Origin of the sequence: Hyphomicrobium sp. B1 (assembly GCF_049532635.1) — a bacterium.
Lineage (GTDB): Bacteria > Pseudomonadota > Alphaproteobacteria > Rhizobiales > Hyphomicrobiaceae > Hyphomicrobium_B.
The window spans coordinates 579,430-603,585 of the sequence record NZ_CP134871.1 but is presented as its reverse complement, the minus strand read 5'-3'; the positions used below and the strand labels follow the sequence as shown (position 1 = coordinate 603,585).

20 protein-coding genes and 1 riboswitch are annotated in these 24,156 nt (G+C 59.0%); of the genes, 6 read left to right on the top strand and 14 right to left on the bottom strand.

Annotation, left to right across the window (positions count from 1 at the left end):
• Nucleotides 1-29 precede the first annotated feature (29 nt).
• The 3 genes from pncB (at nucleotide 30) to RLW55_RS02930 (ending at nucleotide 4,789) form a co-directional block, all read left to right on the top strand.
• On the top strand, nucleotides 30-1,334 hold the full coding sequence (pncB, locus tag RLW55_RS02940; protein WP_423415517.1) for a nicotinate phosphoribosyltransferase: 1,305 nt from the start codon (nucleotides 30-32) through the stop codon (nucleotides 1,332-1,334).
• 209 nt (nucleotides 1,335-1,543) lie between these two features.
• A riboswitch (cobalamin riboswitch) is annotated at nucleotides 1,544-1,769 on the top strand.
• 261 nt (nucleotides 1,770-2,030) lie between these two features.
• Nucleotides 2,031-4,121, top strand: coding sequence for a TonB-dependent receptor plug domain-containing protein (locus RLW55_RS02935; RefSeq protein ID WP_423415516.1), 2,091 nt, complete (start codon nucleotides 2,031-2,033; stop codon nucleotides 4,119-4,121).
• A gap of 95 nt (nucleotides 4,122-4,216) precedes the next feature.
• Nucleotides 4,217-4,789, top strand: coding sequence for a hypothetical protein (locus RLW55_RS02930; RefSeq protein ID WP_423415515.1), 573 nt, complete (start codon nucleotides 4,217-4,219; stop codon nucleotides 4,787-4,789).
• A 153-nt stretch (nucleotides 4,790-4,942) separates the two neighbouring features.
• On the opposite strand, the gene RLW55_RS02925 is transcribed toward RLW55_RS02930, so the two are convergent.
• The 7 genes from RLW55_RS02925 to RLW55_RS02895 form a co-directional block, all read right to left on the bottom strand.
• Nucleotides 4,943-5,866 (bottom strand): hypothetical protein, encoded by a 924-nt coding sequence (locus RLW55_RS02925; protein ID WP_423415514.1) that lies wholly within the window; start codon nucleotides 5,864-5,866, stop codon nucleotides 4,943-4,945.
• Nucleotides 5,867-6,000: 134 nt separating this feature from the next.
• Entirely contained in the window at nucleotides 6,001-6,885 is an 885-nt protein-coding gene (locus RLW55_RS02920) for an alpha/beta fold hydrolase (RefSeq protein WP_423415513.1), read from the bottom strand.
• A 274-nt stretch (nucleotides 6,886-7,159) separates the two neighbouring features.
• Nucleotides 7,160-8,122 carry a cation diffusion facilitator family transporter gene (locus tag RLW55_RS02915; RefSeq protein WP_423415512.1) on the bottom strand — a complete coding sequence of 321 codons (963 nt, stop codon included), beginning with the start codon at nucleotides 8,120-8,122 and terminating at the stop codon, nucleotides 7,160-7,162.
• Between the two features lie 64 nt (nucleotides 8,123-8,186).
• Nucleotides 8,187-10,598 carry an endopeptidase La gene (gene lon / locus RLW55_RS02910; RefSeq protein ID WP_423415511.1) on the bottom strand — a complete coding sequence of 804 codons (2,412 nt, stop codon included), beginning with the start codon at nucleotides 10,596-10,598 and terminating at the stop codon, nucleotides 8,187-8,189.
• A gap of 10 nt (nucleotides 10,599-10,608) precedes the next feature.
• Nucleotides 10,609-11,016, bottom strand: coding sequence for an Hsp20/alpha crystallin family protein (locus RLW55_RS02905; protein ID WP_423415510.1), 408 nt, complete (start codon nucleotides 11,014-11,016; stop codon nucleotides 10,609-10,611).
• Between the two features lie 160 nt (nucleotides 11,017-11,176).
• Nucleotides 11,177-11,575 (bottom strand): hypothetical protein, encoded by a 399-nt coding sequence (locus RLW55_RS02900; RefSeq protein ID WP_013945934.1) that lies wholly within the window; start codon nucleotides 11,573-11,575, stop codon nucleotides 11,177-11,179.
• 90 nt (nucleotides 11,576-11,665) lie between these two features.
• Nucleotides 11,666-12,517, bottom strand: a complete 852-nt coding sequence (locus tag RLW55_RS02895; protein ID WP_423415509.1) for a hypothetical protein — start codon at nucleotides 12,515-12,517, stop codon at nucleotides 11,666-11,668.
• A 291-nt stretch (nucleotides 12,518-12,808) separates the two neighbouring features.
• Between RLW55_RS02895 and RLW55_RS02890 the strand changes: the two genes are divergently transcribed.
• Entirely contained in the window at nucleotides 12,809-13,072 is a 264-nt protein-coding gene (locus RLW55_RS02890; RefSeq protein ID WP_029670784.1) for a hypothetical protein, read from the top strand.
• Here RLW55_RS02890 and RLW55_RS02885 read toward each other — a convergent pair.
• Nucleotides 13,056-13,391, bottom strand: coding sequence for a hypothetical protein (locus RLW55_RS02885; protein WP_423415508.1), 336 nt, complete (start codon nucleotides 13,389-13,391; stop codon nucleotides 13,056-13,058). The two genes, RLW55_RS02890 and RLW55_RS02885, sit on opposite strands and share 17 nt — an antisense overlap.
• A gap of 40 nt (nucleotides 13,392-13,431) precedes the next feature.
• On the opposite strand from RLW55_RS02885, the gene RLW55_RS02880 reads away from it, so the two are divergent.
• Nucleotides 13,432-13,902 carry a CreA family protein gene (locus RLW55_RS02880; RefSeq protein WP_414461555.1) on the top strand — a complete coding sequence of 157 codons (471 nt, stop codon included), beginning with the start codon at nucleotides 13,432-13,434 and terminating at the stop codon, nucleotides 13,900-13,902.
• Between the two features lie 355 nt (nucleotides 13,903-14,257).
• Here RLW55_RS02880 and RLW55_RS02875 read toward each other — a convergent pair whose 3' ends face one another.
• The 4 genes from RLW55_RS02875 to RLW55_RS02860 form a co-directional block, all read right to left on the bottom strand.
• A complete protein-coding gene (locus RLW55_RS02875; protein ID WP_414461556.1) occupies nucleotides 14,258-14,515 on the bottom strand; it encodes a hypothetical protein in 258 nt (85 codons plus the stop codon).
• Nucleotides 14,516-14,733: 218 nt separating this feature from the next.
• Nucleotides 14,734-15,057 (bottom strand): hypothetical protein, encoded by a 324-nt coding sequence (locus RLW55_RS02870; protein WP_414461557.1) that lies wholly within the window; start codon nucleotides 15,055-15,057, stop codon nucleotides 14,734-14,736.
• A complete protein-coding gene (locus RLW55_RS02865; protein WP_423415507.1) occupies nucleotides 15,054-17,360 on the bottom strand; it encodes an FdhF/YdeP family oxidoreductase in 2,307 nt (768 codons plus the stop codon). Before RLW55_RS02865 ends, RLW55_RS02870 begins: the two co-directional genes overlap by 4 nt.
• Before the next feature lie 295 nt (nucleotides 17,361-17,655).
• Nucleotides 17,656-19,224, bottom strand: a complete 1,569-nt coding sequence (locus RLW55_RS02860) for a glucan biosynthesis protein (RefSeq protein WP_013945944.1) — start codon at nucleotides 19,222-19,224, stop codon at nucleotides 17,656-17,658.
• Between the two features lie 654 nt (nucleotides 19,225-19,878).
• Here RLW55_RS02860 and RLW55_RS02855 point away from each other — a divergent pair.
• On the top strand, nucleotides 19,879-21,744 hold the full coding sequence (locus RLW55_RS02855) for a bifunctional diguanylate cyclase/phosphodiesterase (protein ID WP_423415506.1): 1,866 nt from the start codon (nucleotides 19,879-19,881) through the stop codon (nucleotides 21,742-21,744).
• A gap of 11 nt (nucleotides 21,745-21,755) precedes the next feature.
• On the opposite strand, the gene RLW55_RS02850 is transcribed toward RLW55_RS02855, so the two are convergent.
• Nucleotides 21,756-22,955, bottom strand: coding sequence for a CaiB/BaiF CoA transferase family protein (locus tag RLW55_RS02850; RefSeq protein WP_423415505.1), 1,200 nt, complete (start codon nucleotides 22,953-22,955; stop codon nucleotides 21,756-21,758).
• Entirely contained in the window at nucleotides 22,952-24,139 is a 1,188-nt protein-coding gene (locus RLW55_RS02845) for an acyl-CoA dehydrogenase (RefSeq protein WP_423415504.1), read from the bottom strand. Before RLW55_RS02845 ends, RLW55_RS02850 begins: the two co-directional genes overlap by 4 nt.
• Between the last annotated feature and the right edge of the window lie 17 nt (nucleotides 24,140-24,156).

Below are 24,156 nucleotides of genomic sequence, written 5' to 3'. Positions count from 1 at the left end.
CATTTAGCGCATCATCTTAGATTGACATCATGACCGTCACCGACATTGCGACGCGTACCTACAATCACAATTTTCGGCTCGATCCGATCATCCGCAGTTTACTCGATACCGATTTCTACAAATTGCTGATGCTGCAAATGATCCGCAAGGTCCACCCGGAAGTGCGGGTGACTTTCTCGCTCATAAACCGCTCGAAGGATGTGCGTCTTGCCGACGTCCTCGATGAGGGCGAGTTGCGTGCTCAGCTCGATCATGCACGTGCCCTACGTTTCACCAAGAAGGAGCTCATCTGGCTCGCCGGTAACAGCTTTTACGGCGAAACGCAGATGTTCGGTGCGGACTTCATCGCGTGGCTCGCCGATTTTCAGTTGCCGGATTATGAGCTTCGCAAAGTCGATGGTCAGTATGAACTCGATTTCGCAGGGCCTTGGACCCACACGACCATGTGGGAAATTCCGGCGCTGGCGATCGTCAACGAACTCAGGTCGCGCGCCGCGATGCGCGCCAAGGGTCGCTTTGCGCTCGATGTGCTCTACGCGCGCGCCAAGGCGAAGCTCTGGCAGAAGGTGGAGCGGCTGCGCGCTCTGCCGGACGTTGTCGTTTCCGACTTCGGCACGCGGCGTCGGCACGGATTTCTATGGCAACGTTGGTGCGTCGAAGCACTGAAAGAAGGGCTGGACGGACACTTCATCGGAACGTCGAACGTGCTGCTTGCAATGGATGCCGACTTAGAAGCTATCGGCACCAACGCTCACGAATTGCCGATGGTGGAAGCGGCTCTTGCAGATAGTGACGAGGACTTGGCGAAGGCGCCCTATCGCGTCTTGGAGCAATGGCGGCAGGAATACCGCGGGAATCTGCTGATCGCGTTGCCCGATACTTTCGGAACCAAAGCCTTTCTGGCGCGTGCGCCCGATTGGCTTGCAGGATGGACTGGCTTTCGCCCGGACAGCGCGCCTCCGATCGAGGGCGGAGAACAGATTATCGCGTGGTGGAAGGCGCACGGTGTCGATCCGCGCGGAAAACTACTAATCTTCTCCGACGGTATGGATATCGACAGTATCGAAGACACGTATCGTCATTTTCACGGGCGGGTGCGAACCAGCTTCGGCTGGGGCACCAATCTCACCAATGATTTTCGCGGCTGCGATCCGGACGGCGCTCCTGGTCTTGATGCGATCTCGCTTGTCTGCAAGGTCACGCGCGTCAATGGCAAACCGGCGGTCAAGCTGTCTGACAATTCCGCGAAAGCTACGGGAGAGTCTGCGGAAATGAAACGCTACGAGCGTGTCTTTGGAGTGGAGGGTCGTGCTATTCATCCAGTGCGCGTGTGATGGTCGAAGCACTGATCTCGAAAGGTTGCGAAGAAAGAAAAGCCAATCCTCGCCGGTCGTAATCATCCTTGAAAAATATCCAGGGAGATACATCCGTATGCTGAATTTGTCCGATTCCCGGAAGGCAGCGGCAAATGCATTGCAAATCCGCAAAACGCGTGCTGCTGAATTTCTTTAAATCCCGGATTGACAGCTCGGCCGACTTATTTCTTTATCGTTGGCGTGACGGTTGGCCCTCGGCGAAAGCTGAGCGGTCATGAAAAGGGAACGCGGTGCGGCGCTTCTTGCGCCAATGCCGAGACTGCCCTCGCAACTGTAAGCGGCGAGTCGGCTCCGACTAAAGCCACTGAAGATCTCGCAATAGAGATCCTCGGGAAGGCCGGAGAAGACGCCTGAGCCGCAAGTCAGGAGACCTGCCGGCACAAGCTGCCCATCTCCCGTGCGCAGGGCGCGGTAGAGCGGAAACCCGTAGCGGCGGCTGTATGTCAACCGGTGGGCAACCACTTCGGTCGTGCAGGTCGTTATGCTGAGCGGATAAAAACTTTCAAGTGTGCAGATATTCATGGGACGCAGCTTTCAAGAGCCGCGTCGCAGCGTCTGCGCGCTCGTATCCCGCACATCTGCAGATCGAATTGGAAACTCACCCCGATTTCAGCGACCGGGGGTCTCATGCTGCGTGTGTCAAGACGGCGAAAAATGCGGATAGCGTTCGCCTTTGCAACAGTTGGAATTTTAGCTCAGGAAGCGAGCGCGCAAGTTCCAGCTTCGCCGAATACCAAGTTGCCGGCGGTCAACGTCATGGCAGACGACGACAGCGATGCGCCGTCCAAAAAGGTCAAGGCGCCGGCAGCGGCCCAACAGGTTTCAACGCCGGCCGCTTCGAATTCCAGCGATTCTTCGACGACCGTCGATTCCTCTGACATCGCGGTGTCTCCAACGGGTACGCCCGAGCCCGTCGATCAGATCGGAAGTTCCGTCACAGTTATCACCGCAAAAGAAATCGCGGCTCAACAGCGCCGCACGCTGCCTGACGTTTTGAAGATGGTTCCCGGTCTTAACATCGTGCAGACCGGCGGTCCTGGCGGTCAGACGTCGGTGTTCATGCGCGGAACGAACTCCAATCACACGAAGATTCTGATCGACGGCATCGACGTCAGCGATCCGACCACACCCAATCGCACGTTCGATCTGGGCCAGATGCTCGCCATGGATATCGAACGCGTTGAAGTTTTGCGCGGTCCGCAGAGTGGTCTTTACGGCGCGGATGCGCTCGGTGGCGTGATCCTGATTTACACGAAGAGGGGCTATGGTCCGCCGAAGGCGACCGCAATGATAGAGGGCGGCTCTTTTGGGACGTTCAATCAGGCTGCGAGCATTAGCGGTGGCACGAACAAGTACAACTACTACTTCAATGTCTCGCATTTTCGCGCCGACGACATCCCCGTGACGCCCGAGAATTTACTTCTTCCGGGAGAGCAGCGTCATTCGAACCGATACGATAACTGGACCTACTCATCGAAAGTCGGTGTCGATATCACCAAGGATGTGACGGTCAATCTCGTCGCCCGATACACCGACGGCACGCTGCATTACACGGGTGACGCCTACGATCCGTTCACAAACACATCCTATCCGGCGCCATATCAATCGGGTTCCGACGTCGATGATTTTTACTCGCGCAGCGAAGTAGTCTGGCGCACGTTCAGCAATCTGACGAACTATTTCGGCATCAATTATTCCAACTCTCATACCGATAATATCGACCACGTCAACCTCACGGGCAACAGCTACTATCAGGGTGACCGGGTTAAGTACGATTGGCGCAATGTTTGGAACCTCGCGCCGGGCTATACGCTGGTTACAGGCGCCGAACATCAGATCGAGCAATTTGATGGCCGCCAGATCAATGAGGTCTTTTCGGGCGGTGGTTCTTCCTATGAGGGCCAGCGCACATTCGCCGAGGAGTGGAACAACGGTGTCTATACGGAGCTTCAGGCTGAGGTCATTCGCAATCTCTTCGTCGCGGCGAACGTGCGCTACGATGATAACGAGAACTTCGGCGGTCACACGACGTGGCGTGTCGCGCCGGCCTATGTGATCGAGAGCACAGGAACCAAGATCAAGGGCAGCATTGGCACGGGCTTCAAAGCCCCGAGCCTCAGCCAGCGGTTTCAGGATTATCCCGCTTACTTTTTCTATGGAAACCCTGATCTCAAACCGGAGGAAAATACCGGTTACGATGTCGGCTTCGAGCAAGCAATTTTCGGTGGCCGCGCACAGTTTGGCGCGACCTACTTCCGGAACGACATCACGGATCTGATCGAGAGCACTTACGATCCAACGACCTTCGTTTCAACGTATGCCAATGTCGGTAACGCGAAAACGGATGGCGTCGAAGCGTTTATTTCAGCGGATTTGACGAAGGATCTTCGTATCCGTGCGGATTATACCTACACGCAGGCAACCAACGAAGATACGGGCGGATGGCTTCTGCGCCGCCCGCACAACAAGGCGAGCGTCTCTCTCGGATGGGCGCCGACGGACAAGCTGCTCCTGACGGGGGCGGTGCTCTACTACGGTGACTCGCTCGACATCAATCGCGCGACATTCGAGAACGAGATCTTGCCGAGCTTCACGGTGGTCAACGTCGCGGCCGACTACAAGCTGACCGACAATATGAGCATCTACGGCCGCATCGATAACCTTTTCGACGAGCACTACGAGATTCCTGACGGCTTCCTGGCGACCGGCATCGGCGCCTATGGCGGTATCAGGTTTACGAACTAAGCGCTTCTCTGGCGGGCGACGGCTATGGTATTTACGGATAGCCTCCCGTCCCGGCGCTTTCGTCCGCCAGAGAACGATTTCAGAAGGACATGACAATGAAATTTGGTTCCCGATTTGACGATCAAACGTTTTCCTCATCGCTTGCCCTGAGTGCCATTTGGGTGGCGCTCATCGCAGCTTTGAGCGTTGGCGGCAGCTTCGCGTTCGCCTGCGCCGCGCCGCTCGCCGCTATTGCAGCGCTGGCGGCGACACGAATGGATGCCCGCACGGGATTGGCGCTCGTCGTCACGGCATGGCTCACCAACCAGATCGTCGGTTATGCGTTCCTGAGCTATCCGGACACGTTCGAGTCGTATGCCTGGGGCGCGGCGATCGGCGTCGCAACGATCGGTGCATTCGCTGCTGCTCGGCTTGCAACTGGGATGACCCGCGCTTGGCCGGTGCTTCTGGCCGTCTCGTTCTTGCTGGCTTTCGCGGCCTATGAGCTGGCGCTCTACGTCGCAGGCATCCCGCTCGGAAGTTCGGATGATGCCTTCTCTGTCGCAACCGTCGCCAGAGTGTTTGAAGTCAACGCCCTTTCGTTTGTTGGGTTGTTGATTCTGTCCGTCATTGCGAGCCGTTTCGCTCGCCCGTTGGTTTCTGCGCAGCAAGCTCCGCGCACGGCGTGAACCATCTCGACTTCTGTTGACCTCGGGACGACGATGCCGTCATCCCGCGGTCAGCTTATAAGGCCAATTCGCCGGCGTGGCCGGTAACGCGGCTCACGCGCGGCGAAGTGCGGGAGTGTCAGAGGCCCCGGGGGGCTCCGCATTCTTGTCACCTCAAGGGGTGACGAAAACGATCGGGCAATTGACGTTTGCAACGCCTGGGCCGAGCAATTTGGCGTTCTGCGCGGTATCCAGATTGCTGACTTTCGACCAATCGGAATTGTCGTAGACGTTGACCGACCACAGCGGCGAATAACCTTCTTCGCCCGGAAGCGTGGCAGGGACGTTGTGGGTTTGCGGGGAGTTGGGTTCGCTGCGGAAACCCGAACCTGGACCGCCCTTCGGCTCATTGGGATTGACATTGAAAGTTACGTAGATCGGCGAAATGGGGACGTCCGCCCCAGCCACAGAAAGCGGCGCTTCGTTGAAAGCGAAATACTTCGCAACTTTGCCCTTGTACCAGGCGCGCTGCAGTTCGGCGCTCTCACCGTTCAGACGTTGTCGCGCAACCGATTTGTCGGGAACCACAGGCATGTTGAACAGGGTATCGGTTTTCTCGATCGTGTAACCGGACTGGCGCAATTGAGTTTTATCGGTGATTGAATTCACCACATAATCGGATGGAACCGAGACTTTGTAGACCTGGCGGAAATCGTTATAGCCCTTTTCTCCCGGCAGATTATCGATGATGTCGAGCTGACCTGAGATCGGGCTTTTCTCACCCTTGCGATAGAAGACATAAACGGGAGCAGGGGTCAGATTCTGGACATCGAAATTGTAATAGCGCACCGGCTTGCCCTTGGTCGGTGACAGTCCGGTGGTAATGAAAGGGCCTTTGTCGAAATCGACGGGCTTATTGGGGCCCGGGATGCCATTGGTTGAGGTGCGCAATTGCAAATGCGCCGCCTTGGCGCTGAAGCGATCTACGGCGACGATCTGTGCCTTATCGGGATTCTTGGCGTGAGGCTTTGCCTGCGCGACGCTGCTTCCTGCGGCGATCAAGACGCCGGTTAATATGATTGCGATGCGGGGGGTCATCGGATGCTCCGGGTTGAATTCTTGGAAAGCTGAGCGAACATGAGAGATCGCGGCAAGCATGACTGCCCTGCCATCGAGCACTACGTGCATTGGGATCGGTTTGTTACTTGCCGCCCGGAGGGTGCCGCCGCTTCTTAGGGCGCGGCCCGGTCGACACGTTTCGCCAGGAATTGGAGTATCAGACGAGCGATGTCGTCATTTTTCTCGTCCAGCGCGAAGTGTCCTGCATCAAGCAAATGTATTTCGGCATCGGGTAGGTCGCGCTTGAATGCTTCGGCACCCGGCGCAATGAACGAGGGATCATTCCGTCCCCACACCACCAGCGTCGGCGGCTTGTGCGCCCGCAGCCACGCTTGCCATTCCGGATAGGATGTGACGTTCGTGCGATAATCGTAGAGAAGCGCGGATTGTATGGCGTGCTGTCCGGGTTTTGAGAGATGAGCGTACTCGTCCGTCCACGTATCCGGATTGTAACGCTCCGGATGCGATGTGCCTAAGGTGTGGCGCTGCTCGGTCGCTGTCCGCGAAACGAATGCTTCAAATACCTCGGGGTGGGATTTCGGATCGGACCAGTACTTTGCGATAGTCGCCCACTTGGTTCCCAGACCTTCCTTGTAGACGTTTGCGTTCTGGATGATGAGCGACTTTATGTGCTCCGAATGCGCGAGCATGATGCGGAATCCTACAGGTCCACCATAATCGTGGAGATAGAACGAGTATGTCTTGATATCGAGTTGATCGAGGAACGCGTCCATCGTGTTCGCTAGATGATCGAACGTGTAAGCATAAGCTGACGGTGGGGGCGCGTCGCTCTGGCCGAAGCCCGGAAAATCCGGTGCGATCACATGATAGCGCGTCGCGAGCAGAGGAATGAGCGTGTCGAACTCGCGAGAGGACGACGGAAAGCCATGCAGCAGAACGATCGCCGGTGCGTTCTTCGGGCCGGCCTCGCGATAGAATATGCCGATGCCGTCGATCGCAACGCGGTGATAAGTCGTCGAAGCGGACGTCGATTCCAAGGGAGCCCCCTGCGCGGCATCGGCCGCCAAGAAAGAGACTGCGAGGGCGAGGATAATAAAAGCTTTCACGGTTCGTGTCCTCGTTTCATGAAGGAGGCGGATTGGCTGGACCGGTAGCTTGGCAGGCACCCGCGAAGGGTTGGGATCACTGGGAACATACAGAAGCGTTACGTCGCCGCCTCGATTCGCGTTACGCACACCGCACGCAGTCCCGCGATCGCAAGGTTTTGGCTGTTTAAAGGTCGACGTCGCCGCCGTTTCCGCTGTTGCGCCGTCAGCCGGTTTCCTCGCTATTGCCGTAGAATTCTGCGCGCATTTTTTCGAACGTGCGGCGCGTCTGCGGCTTGATGAAGAGCGATATGACCTCCGGGTGCATGGCGCGAATTCGCTCTTCGAGACGGACGACGGCGGCTTCGATTTGAGGCGTGCGAAGTTCGTCGGAGAATTCTAGGCTCAGTGCGACCAGAATCTGATCGGGCGCCAAATGCAGCGCGAAGACGTTATTGGCGCCGTCGACGCTCTGTTCACTGATCGCGAGGGAGAGGATCGAACTGATCACTTCATCGCTGGCGCGTTCGCCGATAAGGAGCGCCTTGTTCTCGCGTGCAAGGACGGTGGCGGCGATGGCGAGAACGATGCCGATGAGAATCGACGCTGCGCCATCGACCCAGGAAATATCCCAATGCTGTGCGGCGAAGTTTCCGGCCGCCGCAATTGCAATGCCGATGAGCGCTGCAGTGTCTTCGAACAGCACCATGAACGAGGGTGGATCTTTGCTGTCGCGCACCGTTTCCCAGTATCCGCGCCGGCCCTTCAGCTTACCGAAGCGCTTCAGCGCAATCCACCAAGACGTACCCTCGAAGACCGCCGAGATCGCCAATACGATATAGTTGACGCCAGGATTGGTGATGGGATTCGGCTCGATGATATGATCGATGCCTTCGTAGATGGACACGCCGGCGCCGATCGCGAACAGCAGCAACGAGACGATGAAGCTCCAGAAATATAGTTCGCGGCCATACCCTAGTGGATGTGTGTCGTCGGGGCGGCGACTGGAGCGGAAATAGCCATAGAGCAGCAGAGCTTCGTTGCCGGTGTCGACCAGCGAATGAACCGCTTCGCTCAGCATCGACGAGCTACCGGTCACCGCCGCAGCAACAAATTTTGTGGCGGCGACCAGTAGATTGCCGATCAGGGCGGCGTAGACAACTCTTTTGGAAAGTGCGGTTTCGCTCATTTGCCGTATGGTTGCTAGAGCTTGGCCGCAATTGCAATTCCCTATCGCTTGGCGAGCGGCAGTATCAGCTTTCCACTTTCTCGGAAGGCGCGCTTTCGAGCGCTGCAGCTACAGCATCGTCGACGCGTTCGAGCCAGATGAACTCCAGGTGCTTGCGGGCATCCTCCGGGATGTCGTCGTAGTCTCGGCGATTGCGCGCGGGTAGCATCACGCGGGTGATGCCGGCCGCGGCTGCTGCAACAACTTTCTCCTTGATGCCGCCGACCGGCAACACGAGCCCGCGCAGCGAGATTTCGCCAGTCATTGCGGTGTCGCTGCGGATCGTGCGGTTCGTCAGCAGCGAGACGAGCGCCATGAACATCGCGACGCCCGCGCTCGGGCCGTCCTTTGGCGTAGCCCCGGCGGGGACGTGCACATGGATATCGTTTCGTTCGAAAATGGCGGGATCGATACCGAGCGAGGTCGCGCGGCTCTTGACGAGCGTCATCGCCGCCTGGGCGCTTTCACGCATGACGTCTCCGAGCTGGCCGGTCAGGATCAGGCCGCCTTTGCCGGGTGCGCGGGTCGCTTCGATGAAGAGGATGTCGCCGCCGACGGGTGTCCAGGCTAGGCCTGTCGCGACGCCCGGAACGCTGGTGCGCATGGCGACTTCGTTCTCGAAGCGTGGCTGTCCAAGCGTCGCGCTGACGTCCGCGACGCCGATATGGACATGCTGGGTGCTGCCTTCCGCGATCTGCACGGCGGCGTGGCGGAACACCTGACCGATATCGCGTTCGAGATTGCGGACGCCGGCCTCGCGCGTGTAACCCCGAATGATGGCGGCGATTGCATCGTCGTCGATGTCGGCCTGCTCAGGCTTCAGGCCGTTGGCTTCGAGCTGGCGCTTTACGAGATAGCGGCGGGCGATCTGCAACTTCTCCGTTTCCGTATAGCCGGCAAGGCTGATGATCTCCATGCGGTCGCGCAGCGGGCCAGGAATTGTGTCCAGCATGTTCGCCGTTGCGATGAAAACGACGCGGCTCAAGTCGAACGGCACGCCGAGATAGTTGTCGCGGAAGGTGCTGTTCTGTTCAGGATCGAGGACCTCCAGCATCGCGGCTGACGGATCGCCCTGGATGCCGCGGCCCATCTTGTCGATTTCGTCGAGCATCATGACGCAATTGCGCGCCCCGGCTTTCTTGATGCCTTGAATGATGTTGCCCGGCAGCGCGCCGACATACGTGCGGCGATGGCCACGGATTTCGGCTTCATCGTGAACGCCGCCGAGGCTGACGCGTACGAACGGGCGGCCCATGGCGCGCGCGATCGACTGGCCGAGTGACGTCTTGCCGACGCCTGGGGGACCAACGAAGCACAGGATCGGAGCCTTGCCCTGAGGGGCCAGCTTACGTACCGCGAGATATTCGATGATGCGCGTCTTGATCTTTTCGAGGCCGAAGTGATCTTGATCGAGGATGCGCCGGGCTTCGGCGATGTCGATCGGCTTTACTTCCGGCAAGCTCCACGGCAATTCGATCAGCCAGTCGAGATAGGTACGGATCATGCCTGCTTCGCCTGCCGCTTCCGGCATGCGCTGATAGCGTGCGAGTTCCTTCTTGGCCTGGCTCTCGACTTCGGGAGGCATTTTCGCTTTGGCGATGGCCTCCGTCAGCTCGGCGACCTCCTGCGATTTGCCGTCGCCTTCGCCAAGCTGGCGCTGAATGGCGGCCATCTGCTCGCGCAGCACGGCTTCGCGCTGACGCTCGTCGAAAGCAGCTTTGGTCTGGCGGCCGATTTCCTGGGTGAGACGCATGACTTCGATGCGCTCGGCAAGGAGCGCCGAGACGCGGTCTATGCGCGTCGAGAGGTCGACAGTTTCGAGGATGGACTGCTTCTGCTCGGATGGGATGTCCATGTAGCCTGCCGCGAGATCGGCGAGGGTGGCCGGGGATGTCGCGTTCTGGATCGTCGCGATCAGTTCCGGCGGCGCCTGCGGCAGAAGCTGAACGGCTTCGAGCGCCTGGGCCTGCAAATTGCGGAAGCGCGCTTCGATTTCCGTCGAGCGCGTTTCGGGCTCGGGAATGTTGACGACGCGAGCCACCGGGAACGGGGTGCCGGGAAGGAAATCCAGGATGCGAATGCGCTGCACGCCTTGGACGACGATGTGATGCGTTCCGTCGGGCGCCGCGATGTAGCGGACGATGTTGGCAAGTGTGCCGACACGGTGCAGATCGTCGGGGCCGGGATCATCGTTTTCCGGATCGCGTTGCAGGACGATGCCGATCTGGCGTTCCTCACGCACGGCCTGCTGAACTGCGGAAATGGATTTCGCGCGACCGACGGTGATCGGCAGAATGAGGCCCGGAAAAAGCACAAGCTTGCGAACCGGCACGAGGATGAGTGCGTCCGACGGTAGTGCAATGTTCGGCGTAGCGCCCTGACTCGAAGGCGCAGAGCCTTCCGAGGTGGGTGGGTTCGTCTCACCGAGTGTCTTCATTGGGAATCCCTCAACCGGCCTTGGTCAGCGAAAAGACAAGGCAGCCATTTTGTACGAACTGCTGCACGACGTAGCGGCCCGCCGGCAATTGAAGGCGGCGCTCGAAGCGGCCCTGCGGCAGTTCGAGGCGGTGGATGATTGCGTCGCGAAGCTCGCGCGGCAGAACACGGCGTCCCGAGACGACAAGAACGCCGTTGTCGATGGCGGCTGTGACGTTGTCGGGATCGACGCCCGGCAACGCCACGAACACCAGGATTTCGGTTTCGGTCTCCAGAACGTCAATAGGCGGTTCCCACGAAGGTTCGTTCGCTGGCCCCGAAGGCTGCAGCCGGAAAAACTGGCGATGCATGCGTTCGGCGCGGGCGAGGGATTCGACGGCCTCGGACAACATCCAGCTCATCGGGTCTTTGTTCGACATAGATACTTTTTCCCTTAGGGATCGGTCCGTCGACGTTTTTGCTCGTTGGAGGGGAAATCTAGCGCGCTATCCGCGATCTGTCGCTATCCGCGCCGCCGTTAATCGGGCGTTTTAGCAATGCCGCGAAGCAAGCCGCTATAGGAGGCTCGACCCATCGTAATTAGCTGACGCGGGGCGGTTCCTGGTGGTCTTCCCAGAAGAATTTGCGTGCCAACGCCAGCACCTCACCGTCCGTGGGATGGCCGAGCGTTTCGACGCCTTGGATCTTTGCCTTCAGCGCAGGTGCGTGCTGTGCGATATGGTTTACAAGGACGTTCTTTTCGTTGGCCGGGCCGGTGACGAGAATGGCTCCGGCATCTGCGAGCGCATTCGTGACATTTTGCAGAAATTCCTGATCTTCGCTCGCGTGGCCGCTGCCGATGGAATTCGCCTTGTGATGGATGTGGCGGACAGGATCCTTGGGATGGACAACGATGGTATCGGCCTCTGAAGCGCTGAAGTGGAAAACGCGGGCTTCGTGGTGATCGATCCAAACGACAGCGTGGAAATGGCCTGACATGAATTCTCCCATTGGGCTGGCCTGAAGGGCGGAGTGCCTGACTACGATCGCCTGTCCTGCGCGGCGGTCGTTTGCGCTTTGTCAAAGTCCTTAAGGCGCCGTCGCCTCAACAGGTTTTGTTGCGTGTTTGGCCGTGCTCTTTTTCTTTGAGGTTTTCTTGGCTTTAACGGCTGTCCCGGCGCTGCTTGCCGTCTTTGCGGACTTGGTTTTGGCGTGAGCGGCATTGGCGGTCTTTTTGGAGTGCGAAGCCTTTTTCGTGGCGGTCTTCGCGGCAGTTTTCGCCTTCGCGGTTGCGGCAGGCTTAGCCGCGGTCGCCTTCGCATTTTTGCCAGAGATCGGTTTTTTGGTGGTCGTCTTGGCTGCCTTCGTCGATTTCGCCGATTTGGTTTTCTTCCCGGAGTGGTGGGTTTTGGCCGACGTCACGGCTGGCTCAGTTGTGCTCTTTGGTTTCGCGGCGCTCTCCGCGTCCGTCTTCTTGGCATGTTTTTTCTTGGCGGCCGTCTTATGCGTTTTGGCGGTCTGAGCGGCTGTTGCCTTGGCTGCCGCGGCCTTGGGGTCTTCCATCGCTTCGTTTGCCGCCTGGCCGACCCTGGTCTTTTTGGTGGGCCCAGTCTTCGCTGTTCCGGTCTTCTCGACCGCAGTCTTTGCGGCGTTGTGGCGTTCAACGTCCTGCTTGGTGATCTCGCCGTCCTGAACGAGGGCTACAAGGCATGGTGTTGAGAGGTCTTCGCCGACCTTGCGCATGCATTGGCGAAGCTCTTCACTGCCGACCATGTATTGGCTGCAATGTTGAAAATAGTCGTTTCGGCAGGCACTTTTGACGCGATCGCTAACGGCGTAGGCAGCGGAATTCGAAAGCAGCGACATAGCCAATACGGCGCCGCCGCAGATGCCGCTGCGTAGCGATTTCCAACGCCAACCAACGCTCAGTCCGTCCGTCATCGCGACCCTGTCCCGAAGATTTGCGAACCAAATCCAGTACAACCGCTCATCCCAACGACTTTAAGGGCTTTCTGGCGGCCAGCAAACGCGAAGGTTCATCGCGGCAAAAATATGGTTATCTTGAAATGGGTTGCAAGATGCGGCCGAGACAATGCGGGTTCATCGCAGGTTCATGGCGCGAAGTGCCACATTAGCCTCCATCCGTGCAAAATGCATAACGTGGAAACCAATGTCGTGGCATTGGCAATTCGGGTTAAGAAAGTTGAGGGGCAAGTTGTTGGGAAGGACGCAATGAAGAAAAGTAAAATCGCGCTGAACCTTGTAATTGCCGCAGGTGCGGTCGGCCTCGTGAGCACATCGGCCCTGGCCTATTCACAGAAGGTCAAGGATGCCTGTTCGGCAGACTATGGAAGCCTCTGTGCGAAGTACAAGCAGGGAAGCGCAGAGCTTCGCCGTTGCTTCGAGAGCAATCGCCGCGTGCTCTCCACCGAATGCGTGCAGGCGCTCGTCGATGCGGGCGAAGTTCCGGCGCGCTATCTCAAGCAACGAAAGTAGCGGTATCAGGCGCGTATCCGCGTTTAGAGCGAATCGACAATCCACAACATAAATCCTGCATGCTCTGCGCTTTTCTTCGCGCAGAGCATGGTTCGGTGTAGCCTTTTTGGAAGCTACCATGGAGGCGGGAATGGGATTGCTGGATCTGCTCAGGCTGCAAAAGGCTGAGGCCGAGGAGCGGCTTCACAATGAAAACCTGACGAGCGAAATGCGCGAGGTCGATCAGGTTTATCTTGCCGAGCTTGAGCGCTTGATCGCTGCGGGCTAACGGCGCGCCCAAGCGCGCCTCGGCCTTGCGCGTTTCTTGGGTAATGGCCACTTCTCCATTCTTCGACGAACGATCGGAATGGAGATATTCGATGCGATATACTTGGTTGGCGGCAGCTCTCGGGCTTTGGATGGCCAACGCTCCGGGCGCCAGGGCGGATGACATCGCCTGCATCAGCACGACGTTCCGGCTGATCGGCGCCAACGACAAAGTCTGCATCAGCGCTTTTGACGATCCTAAAGTTCCTGGCGTGGCCTGCCACATCAGTCAGGCTAGGACGGGCGGTCTCAAGGGCACGTTCGGAATCGCTGAAGATCCGTCGAGATTTTCTATCGCTTGCCGCCAAGTCGGCCCGATCACCGTCGACATTGCGAAGCTCGCCGACGAAGAGAAAGTCTATTCGGAAAGCACGTCACTGTTCTTCAAGCACACGCACGTTTACCGAGCTATCGACAAAAAGCGCAACACGCTGGTTTACGTCGCGATCAGCGACCGGTTGGTCGATGGCTCGCCGTACAACGCCATTTCGACGGTTCCGATCATGCCGTGGAGCGGGCACTGAGCCCGGCTCAGTCCGAAATAATCCAATTCGCTCGACCGTGGTGATTTGGAGCGCTCTGGAGCTGCGTGGCAAATATTGAAAGCGTGGAACTTCGACGATGATGGCGGGTTCGGAGAAAACGAAAGAAACGTTCCGGAGGACGTATGGTCCGAACGCCTCGATCAACGCAACGCAGCTTAGACGGTGTAACGGAGCACGGCCCGTTCCCTTGGCTATTGGCCGTTTTTGTGCTCGGGATGCTGTTTGCGGTCGGCTACAGCATCGACAACGACAAGAGTTTGTCGGAACGAAACGGCGTCGTAACGCAAACGGATGCCGATAACGACGTGATTCCGAGTTTGGCGCCGACACAAGATTAGAAGAATGCCGTCACTTCAGCAGGCTGACGTCGCTGCGTGATGCTCGCCGTGCGCGCGCGAAGATAAATGCGGACCGATTTTTCGAGCAGGCGATTGACGTCGGTATATGTGTTGCCGACTGAGAGAATGCAGACAGCCAGTCGCTCTTTTTCTGAAGACGGTAAGCCAGCGAGATTGAGCTCTTTGGCGGCGCGTTGGAGGACGATCGTCATGCGATCGAGTGCGTCTGGCAGGTACGCGCGAGAAGAGTCCATCGGTTCACTCCCGAACTTTCTTCCCCCACACGCAACACCGTAGCACATGCTCACGTCAGATCGAAGACACTGAAGCCATCAGCTCTATACGCATTGCTGGAGAGCATATGCCGATTGGTCGGTGTTCATCGCAAGAATGCGTGCATTTCCGCAGTGTGAGAGAAAGTGCGTTTCAGAGATCATCACATTGTCGCGAGCGATATCGGCGCGGCATTCGTTCAATTTGAAGCGAATGCGCGCGCAATGAGCTGATTGCTTTTGTCAGTCAACGCAAAGTGCGTGCGTTGTGTGCGCTCACTACGACTGACGATATTCAAAAGTCCAAGCTCGGGGCTCGATAGTGCCGTGACTTCGCGAAGCGTCAGAGCATGCTCGACGCCGAGCTTCAGTGAAAAGGCGCGACTGTCGTTGGCGATGCCGAAATGAATTGCAGCCAGCATCGCCGCGCCAATCGGTGAAAGATCGGGCGCGATAAAGCGGATGGCAGAGACGGCCTCGAGAAAATCGTCTTCGGTGAGTTCGCTTTCAGGCGCAGAGCTCATGCGGCCTGAGCTTGCTCGGACAGCCGGAAGGTCACGAGAACCGATTTTGACGTCGGTGTATCGCTGAGTTCACCCGCCGTTGAAATCGGTACGAGCACGTTCAATTCCGGATAGTACCCGGCGACGGAGCCGCGCGGCAGCTGATAGGGCACGACTCGGAAGCTTTCGGCGATGCGTTCGACGCCATCGTCGTGCAGGCCGATGATATCGACGCGATCACCGGCATTGGCGCCGATCTCGGCGAGGTCGTCCGGGTTGACGAATACGACGCGGCGCTCACCGTAGATGCCGCGATAGCGGTCATCGAGGCCGTACACCGTGGTGTTATATTGGTCGTGAGAGCGGAACGTCTGAAGCACGAACGTCCCGTGCTCGCCGAGCGCGCGCTGATGCTCGGTCTTTACGGGAAGCTCGCAGTCCGAGAACGTCGCCTTGCCCGAGTGCGTATTCCAGATGCGTTCGGCTGGGCCGTTCGGCAGGCGGAAGCCGCGTGGCTTGCGAACGCGCGTGTTGAAGTCGTGGAAGCCAGGAATGGTTCGCGCGATCAGATCGCGGATGCGATCGTAATGGTGGGCGAGGCCTTTCCAGTCGACGATCTCGGAGCCGACGGTCGCTTCGGCGATACCCGCAATGATGGCGATTTCAGACTTCAGCTCTGGCGAAGCCGGTTTGTTGATGCCGCCCGAGCCATGCACCATGCTCATCGAATCTTCGACCGTCACGATCTGCGCGACGCCATCGGAGTTGCGGTCGATCTCGGTGCGGCCGAGGCAAGGGAGCACATAGCTCACTTCGCCCGGCAGCAGGTGGCCATGATTGAGCTTGGTTGCGATATTGACTGTCAGCTTCTGGTTCATCAGCGCTTTGGCGATCAACGGGCTGTCAGGCGTCGCGCGGGCGAAGTTGCCGCCGAGGCCGATGAACGCTTGCGCCGTGCCGTCGAGCATCGCGCCGATGGCGGCCAGAACGTTATGGCCGGGATTGCGGGGCATCGGCACGCGGAATTCTTTTTCCATCGCGTCAAGGAAAGCCTTCGACGGCTTTTCGTTGATGCCGACCGTGCGGTCGCCCTGCACATTAGAGTGGCCGCGCACAGGGCAAAGGCCGGTGCCGGGGCGACCGACATTGCCGCGAAGGAACAGGAAATTTGCAATCTCGCGGATCGTCTGCACCGAGTGGCGGTGCTGGGTGACACCCATCGCCCATGTGCAGATCGTGCGATTGGATTCGATATAGATTTTCGCCAGGCCTTCGAGCTGCTCGCGCGACATGCCGGACTGATCTTCGATATGTTCCCACGTCGTCGCATCGACGGCGGCGCGATAGGCGTCGAAGCTGGTTGTGTGCTGCTTCAGAAATGCGCGATCGAGAAGCGAGGCGTGCCCGGCGGCAATTGCGGCGTCATCGGCTGCCAACACGGCTTTGGCGATACCGCGGATGGCGGCCATGTCGCCGCCGAGACGGACCTGATAATATTCATTGGCGATCGCAGTGCTGCCGCCGGTGATCATTTCGAGCTTGTCTTGTGGGTCGGCGAAGCGCTCAAGGCCTTTTTCGCGGACCGGATTGAAGACCGCGATCTTGGCGCCGCGTAGCGCGGCACGACGGAGATCACCCAGCATGCGCGGGTGATTGGTGCCGGGGTTTTGCCCAATGACGAAGATCGCGTCGGCCTTCTCGAAGTCTTCAAGCAGAACGGAGCCCTTGCCGATGCCGACGGCTTGCTCAAGCGCTACGCCACTCGCCTCGTGGCACATGTTGGAGCAATCGGGGAAATTGTTCGTGCCGTAGAGGCGGACGAAGAGCTGATAAATATAGGCGGCTTCGTTGGATGCGCGACCGGAGGTGTAGAACTCGGCGCGGTCGGGACTGTCGAGGCTCCGCAGGACCTGACCAATTTCCGAGAAAGCCTCGTCCCAGGTGACTTGAACGTAGCGGTCGGTTGCGCGGTCGTAACGCATCGGGTTGGTCAGGCGGCCGGCGCGTTCGACTTCGTAGTCGGTCCAGGTGCGAAGCTCGGTGACGGTGTGGCTTTTGAAGAAGTCGGGATGGACGCGCTTGTCCGTCGATTCCCAGGCCACGGCCTTGACGCCGTTCTCGCAGAACTCAAACGATGAGCCGTGCTCAGGATCGCCCCATGCGCAACCCGGGCAATCGAAACCGTCGGGCTGGTTGGCCTTCAGCATCGTGACGGCGCCGGACAGCGGCGCGCCGCTTGCGAGAAGTTTTTTCCCGCAGCTTTTCAGTGCGCCCCAGCCGCCAGCGGCTTTCGACTTCTTGCCAATGAATTCGGGTTTGCCCATCGCACCTTTTCCATCAATCGCCGCCCCGGCAATTCTTTTGCATCTGCGAAATGGGCTTTTTCTGCAACGCTTGGTGGCGGAATAACCGTTATGCGTAAACGGTATATCCAAAGCGTTTTCAGCATTTTAGCGCTCAGGGATTGGGCAGGAGTGTGCCTCAAAAAGGCGCTCTGTCGCAGCAAAATCACGGCGCAAGACGCCTCCCGGCGATCTGCGCCAGGTCAAAAATGGATTGCACCGCACAGCTTTGGGCTGTGCGGCTGCTACAACACTAATCGCTGGCCGGAGACCTCGCTTAGGGGAAGGCCTGATAGATCCAGGTTTCGCTCAGGGCTTCGCCGTCCTTCGCAAGATAGGCGCGGAGATCCGCAGGCTGGCCGTTCAGGTCACTAAGGTCGAACATCATGCGCCAGCGGTTGGTGCCGACAACAGGGAAGGCCTCGATGCCGCTCAGCGTGCCGTGGCTCGTCGTCACCACGGTTTTGGTGCCGCCATAGCGAGTCTCATCGTCAAGCGTCTTGCCTTCGACATCGATCATGAATTTCTTGGCATTTCGCTTGATATGGCGCAGGTCAAGGTCGCGGCCGCCGAGACCACCTATTCCGATCCGGGTCGCCACGATACGCGCGACATCACCGACCGGCGGGGAATCGATGCCCCAGAACAAGCGATAGCGCGAGTTGATGACCGAGCCGGCAACCACGGGCTCCGCCGGCGTCCAGAAGGCGACCATGTTGTCTTCGGTTTCGTTGGTCGTCGGCAGCTGGACGAGGTTGACGGAGCCTTTGCCCCAGCCCGACAGGGGTTCAACCCACATGCTCGGCCGCCGATCGTAGAACAAGCTGTCGTCCTGGTAGTTTTCGAAATTGCGGTCGCGCTGGATCAATCCGAAGCCCTTCGGATTTTCGTCGACGAAGCTGTTCGTCACGATGCGCGGCGGATTGGAGAGTGGGCGCCAGATGCGTTCGCCGCGGCCGGTCCACATCGACAGTCCATCGCAGTCGTGGACTTCAGGCCGCCAGTCGCCGCGTGTAAAACCGGAGTTTTCGCCATACCAGAACATGCCGGTGAGCGGTGCGATGCCGAGCATGTCAACAGGGGCGCGGAAATAGAGTTCGCACTCGATGTCCTGCAGCGCGCCGCCTTGGCCGCCTTCGATCCGTCGACTGTCCATGCGATAGGCACCCGTCACGCTCTGGCTTTCGAGCAGCGCATAGATCGTCATGCCGCTGCCGTTCTGTTCGAGCCAGAAGCTCGTGAAGCGGGGGAATTCCTCCGGTTTGCCGGTGTTGATGGCAAGTCCGCGCGCCGAGCCGCCGTATTGATCGTTTGGATCGGAGGAACGGAAGTAGGACGCGCCGAGATAGGCGAGCCAATCGCTGACGCCGCCGCGGCTCATCAGGCGGAACCCCGCGAAACCGGCGTTCTTCAGTTTGCGCAGCGGATGATCGGCCGGCATATCGAAATAGTCGGGACTATAGACAACTTCCCGCGCCGAGCCGTTTTCGAGCACGTAGATGCGAACGGGCTCGGCGTAGAAGCGGCCCTGCGGAAACAATCGCACGGTCTGGGCGCCCGGGACGCCATGCCAAAGCTCCATGTCAGGTTTGAACACGGCCTGAGCGAACGTATCGAACGTCATGTCGCGCAAGGGATCGGACTTGTCGGGCTGCGGCGGCGGAACGTACGGCGATTTCGAGAGCGTCTTCGCCTGCTGCTTCAGGGCATCGAAGGAAAACGGCTGCGGCGCGCCAAGGTTGGCTGCACCGACAGGTGTGTCGCTTCTGGCCGAGGTCGTCCATCCCGCAACCGTGGTCGTGAGAGCGCCGGCTAAAACGTGTCGACGGTCGAGCGTGAAAGGCATGTTGTTCAGAGACCAGATGAGGGTTGGATGATTGGATGTTGCGAGGGCTTATATCGGCGGCCCGACGGTTATTTCAACTTTGTCGCAGGGCCAAGCCCTTCGTCGGTGGAAGGCAACTTTGGATGGCAGTTAGGTTTCAATCGTTGCCTTTCAAACGCACGCTGTGGTCAGAGACACGGAGTTAGTTTGGCAATATTGCGACTAGGCGGATCCAAGCCACGAATTTGGCGGTTCGTCGACTGACAAAATGGCAATTAAGGTACGGGATCGGGCAAGATACTGACGGTGGTGAACGCTGCCCACCTCCTAGCTTTGTGCTCAAGGGCGGCCATGCGCTTACCTGTGCGCCGGATCTGTCTCCGGCAGGACGTTTTTGCACCGCCGAACGGCAGCGTGGTGGGGCCAACGGTTAATTTCCAGCTTACCGCCGTTTCCGGGCAGATCGGATCAGTGCGCGGTCCAAGTATGCGATTTTTACAGATGCGGTCATATTGAAGAACTTATTATATAATCGCTCACTATTCGGACGACATTCTTGTTTCGCGCCCCAGTTTTAGTTTCTTAAACTCTTTCGCTGCATTTTCTATTGGACGATATTCGAGCAGTTTTTCTCTATGCGCGTTCGCGCATTTAACGAGTGATAGCCGGCGGGCAATGACCGGGCAGGTAAGAGTTCCGGACCAAATACATGTTGGAGAGCGGCTGCACGCTCTCCAGCAGGAAATTCTTGTCGGAATTGCGCTGGGCGATTCGCTTGAAAATGTCCTGACAACTTTCTGTCTCGGCGTCGAGGCGCTGGCGCCGGGCGTCATCTGCTCGATATCAGGCGTGGACGACGAGCGGCTGACGTTTATCGCCGGTCCTTCCGTTCCCGATTCCTATGCGAGAGAGATTGAGGGCGTTCGTGTTGGGCCGACTGTCGGATCTTGCGGAACTGCCATTTATTTGCGCCGCGCCGTTGAGGTTCGCGATATCGAGAAGGATCCGCTGTGGGCGCCCTATAAATCGCATGCTTTGCCTTTCGATCTGCAGGCATGCTGGTCGTGTCCGATTGAGGCTGCCGATGGACGCGTTCTTGGTGCCTTCGCTTTCTATTTTCGGGAAAAGCGCGGCGTCAATTTATTCGAACGTCAGATTGCGGGCGAATGCGTCAAGTTCTGCGCGATGGCCATCGAAAATTCCGAGGCTAGGAAGCGGCTCAATAATCTGGCGTTCTTCGATCCACTGACCGGACTTGGAAATCGCGTCACGCTCAAGAATAGGCTTGGCATTATTCTGCAGCGGGCGAGCGAGATGCGGCGCGCCGTTGCCGTGTATCATATCGATATCTCTGAATTCCGCGCAATCAACGATCTTCACGGCCGTGTCGTCGGCGACATGGCGCTGATCAAGGTCGCCCAGGTGCTGCGCTCTGTGGCATTGGATTGTGATCTCATCGTGCGGATGGGTGGAGATGAGTTCGTCGTCGTGAAAACCAAGGCGTCAGACGATTCCGATTCCAAGCAATTCGCCGAAGCCATCGTTTCGGGTCTGCGCGGACGCTATCGGGTCGAGCGCGGCGAAGAGTTCATGATCGATGTGCGCGCTGGCGTGGCTAGTTTTCCGCAGGACGGCGAAGATCAGGACGAATTGCTCGAACGCGCCGAGATGGCGTTGTTGCGCGCCAAACGGAACGGTGCGCGCTTTGCATTGTTCGAGCCGCAAATGGAGTACGAGCGGCGTCAACGTCGGTCGCTTGAACGCGATGTAGGCCTTGCCGTCGAGAGACAGGAACTCTCGCTTGTCTTTCAACCTCAGGTCGATGCGAAAACTGGATCGGTCACAGCTTTCGAGGTTCTCGTGCGCTGGGCGCATCCTGACGCAGGTCTGATCTCGCCGGATCGTTTCATCCCGGTCGCGGAGGCCAATGGCGCCATTCATGAGATAGGCGAATTTGTATTACGAGAAGCCTGTCGGGAAGCGGCGCAATGGCGTGAAAAGTTTCGGGTTGCGATAAACGTGTCTGCGGCACAGATCATGCGCAGCGATTTCGTGCAACTCGTGACCGATGTGCTGGCCGAGACGGGGCTTGAACCCTCTCGTCTCGAAATCGAGGTGACGGAAAGCCTCTTCATTCAGGATCTCGCCGCCGCTTCATCGATCTTGCGCCGCTTGAAGCGGTTGGGCGTCAGCGTTGCGATGGACGATTTCGGCACCGGGTATTCATCGCTCAGCACGCTGAGGGCATTTCCGTTCGACCGCATCAAGGTCGATCGCAGCTTCGTTAGAGACATGATCAACAATTCAGACGCGGCCGCGATCGTCAATTCGGTCATCGGGCTTGGGCGCGCGATGGGGCTGTGTGTGGTGGCCGAAGGCGTTGAGTCTCAGGAACAGCTGGCGATGTTGCGCCTTATCGGTTGTGACGAAATTCAGGGCTACCTCTTCGGCAAGCCGCTTCCGGCAGAAAGCTATGCCGACATTACGGGGCCGCAAGTCGTGTTCAACGACATTCACGACAAGCACTCGGCTACGCTCTAAGAGCTGAACGCCTATTCCTCACTCCACGGATCGTTCTTCGTTCGGAGCCGCTCGATAATGACATCGGTATGCTCGCCGAGTGTCGGACTTGCGATTGTGGAGAAGCACGCCTTTCCGTCGATCACGATGGGGCTGCGGACGGTGGGCACAGGGGGCGCGCCGGGCCGATGAAGATCTTGGCGTAGTCCACGCGCAACAACATGAGGGTCGGCAAAGACCTGGTCGAGCCGGTTGACCGGACCGGCCGGAACGCCGACGGCTTCCAGAGCCGCAAGCAGGTCGCTTGCGGTCCGTTTTGCAATTTCAACGGCGATAAGCGGGATCAGCTCGGCACGGTTGGTGACGCGGCGGGCATTGGTCTTGAAGCGCTCGTCGGCAGCGAGGCTTTTGAGTCCGAGCAGATCGCAGACGCGCGTGAACTGGCCGTCGTTGCCGGCGGCGATGATGATCGGCCCATCGGCCGTTTCGAACACCTGATAAGGCACGATGTTGGGGTGCGCATTGCCGAGGCGGCGCGGCGGCGTTCCGGACGCCAGATAGTTCATGGCCTGGTTGGCCAGTACTGAGACTTGCGTATCGAGCAGCGCCATGTCGACGTGTGCGCCTTCGCCTGTCGCATTGCGGCGGTTAAGGGCCGCAAGGATGCCGATGGTGCCGTAGATGCCGGTGAAGATGTCGGCAAATGCCACGCCGATCTTCTGAGGCTCGCCGTCCGGCGCGCCGGTCAGATCCATGATGCCGCCCATGCCCTGGACGATGAAGTCATATCCTGCGCGCGGGGCATACGGCCCGGTCTGGCCGAAGCCGGTGATCGAGCAATAGACGACGCCGGGGTTGATGGCTTTGATCGCCGGATAGTCGAGATCGTATTTGGCAAGGCCGCCGACCTTGAAGTTCTCGATGATGACGTCGGCCTGTTTGGCGAGCGCGACCGCCGCTTCACGGCCTTCGGGGCTATCGTAGTCGAGCGCGATTGATCGCTTGCCGCGGTTCGTCGCGTGGAAGTAGGCCGCCGATCCGGGACCATCGTCATCGGCGATGAAGGGCGGCCCCCAGGCTCGGGTATCGTCGCCACCGTCGGGCCGTTCGACCTTGATGACGGAGGCCCCGAGGTCGGCAAGCGTCTGTCCGGCCCAGGGGCCGGCGAGCACGCGGGCAAGTTCCAGCACGCGTAGGCCCGCGAGCGGTTTCGGACTTTCAGACGTCGTCATGCGAAGGCCTGCAGTCCGGTGATGGCGCGACCGAGGATCAGAGCGTGAATGTCGTGCGTGCCTTCGTACGTGTTGACCGTTTCGAGGTTCAGCATGTGACGCATGACCTGGAACTCTTCCGAAATGCCGTTGCCGCCGTGCATGTCGCGGGCCATGCGGGCGATGTCCAGGGCCTTGCCGCAGTTGTTGCGCTTGATCAGCGAGATCATTTCGGGCGCAAACTTGCCATCGTCGAGCAAGCGGCCGACGCGCAGCGCCGCCTGCAGGCCGAGCGTGATTTCGGTCTCCATGTCGGCGAGCTTCTTCTGGACGAGCTGCGTCGCCGCGAGCGGGCGGTTAAACTGCTTGCGGTCGAGCGTGTATTGCCGTGCCGCGTGGAAGCAGAACTCGGCGGCGCCAAGCACGCCCCAGGCGATGCCGTAGCGGGCACGGTTCAAGCAGCCGAACGGGCCGGCCAAGCCTTCCGCGTTCGGCAGCAGCGCCTCGTCGGAGACTTCGACGCCGTCCATGACGATCTCGCCGGTGATGGAGGTGCGCAGCGATAGCTTGCCGGCGATCTTCGGCGCGGACAGGCCTTTCATGCCTTTTTCGAGGACGAAGCCTTTGATCTTGTCGCCGTGCGCCTGAGATTTTGCCCAGACGACAAAGACGTCGGCGATCGGCGCGTTGGTGATCCACATCTTCGCGCCTGAGAGGCGGTAACCGCCGTCGATCTTCTCCGCGCGCGTGCGCATGCCGCCGGGATCGGAACCGGCGTCGGGTTCGGTCAGCCCGAAGCAGCCGATCCATTCGCCGCTGGCGAGTTTGGGCAGATATTTTGTGCGCTGCGCCTCGCTGCCATAGCCATAGATCGGATGCATGACGAGCGAGGACTGCACGCTCATCATCGAACGGTAGCCGGAATCAACGCGCTCGACCTCGCGCGCAATCAGTCCGTAGGAGACGTAGTTCGAATCTGAGCCGCCGTAGTCTGCGGGAAGCGTCGGGCCGAGCAGACCGAGCGCGCCCATCTCGTGGAAGATGCCGGGATCGCTCTTTTCCTCAGCGTAGGTTTCGATGACGTGTGGCTGCAGCTTATCTTGGGCGAACGCGCGGGCCGTGTCGCGGATCAGCTTCTCGTCTTCCGATAGCTGATCTTCCAAAAGAAGAGGGTCTTCCCAGTCGAATTTCAAACCGCTCGACACGTTGCGCTCCTGATCGG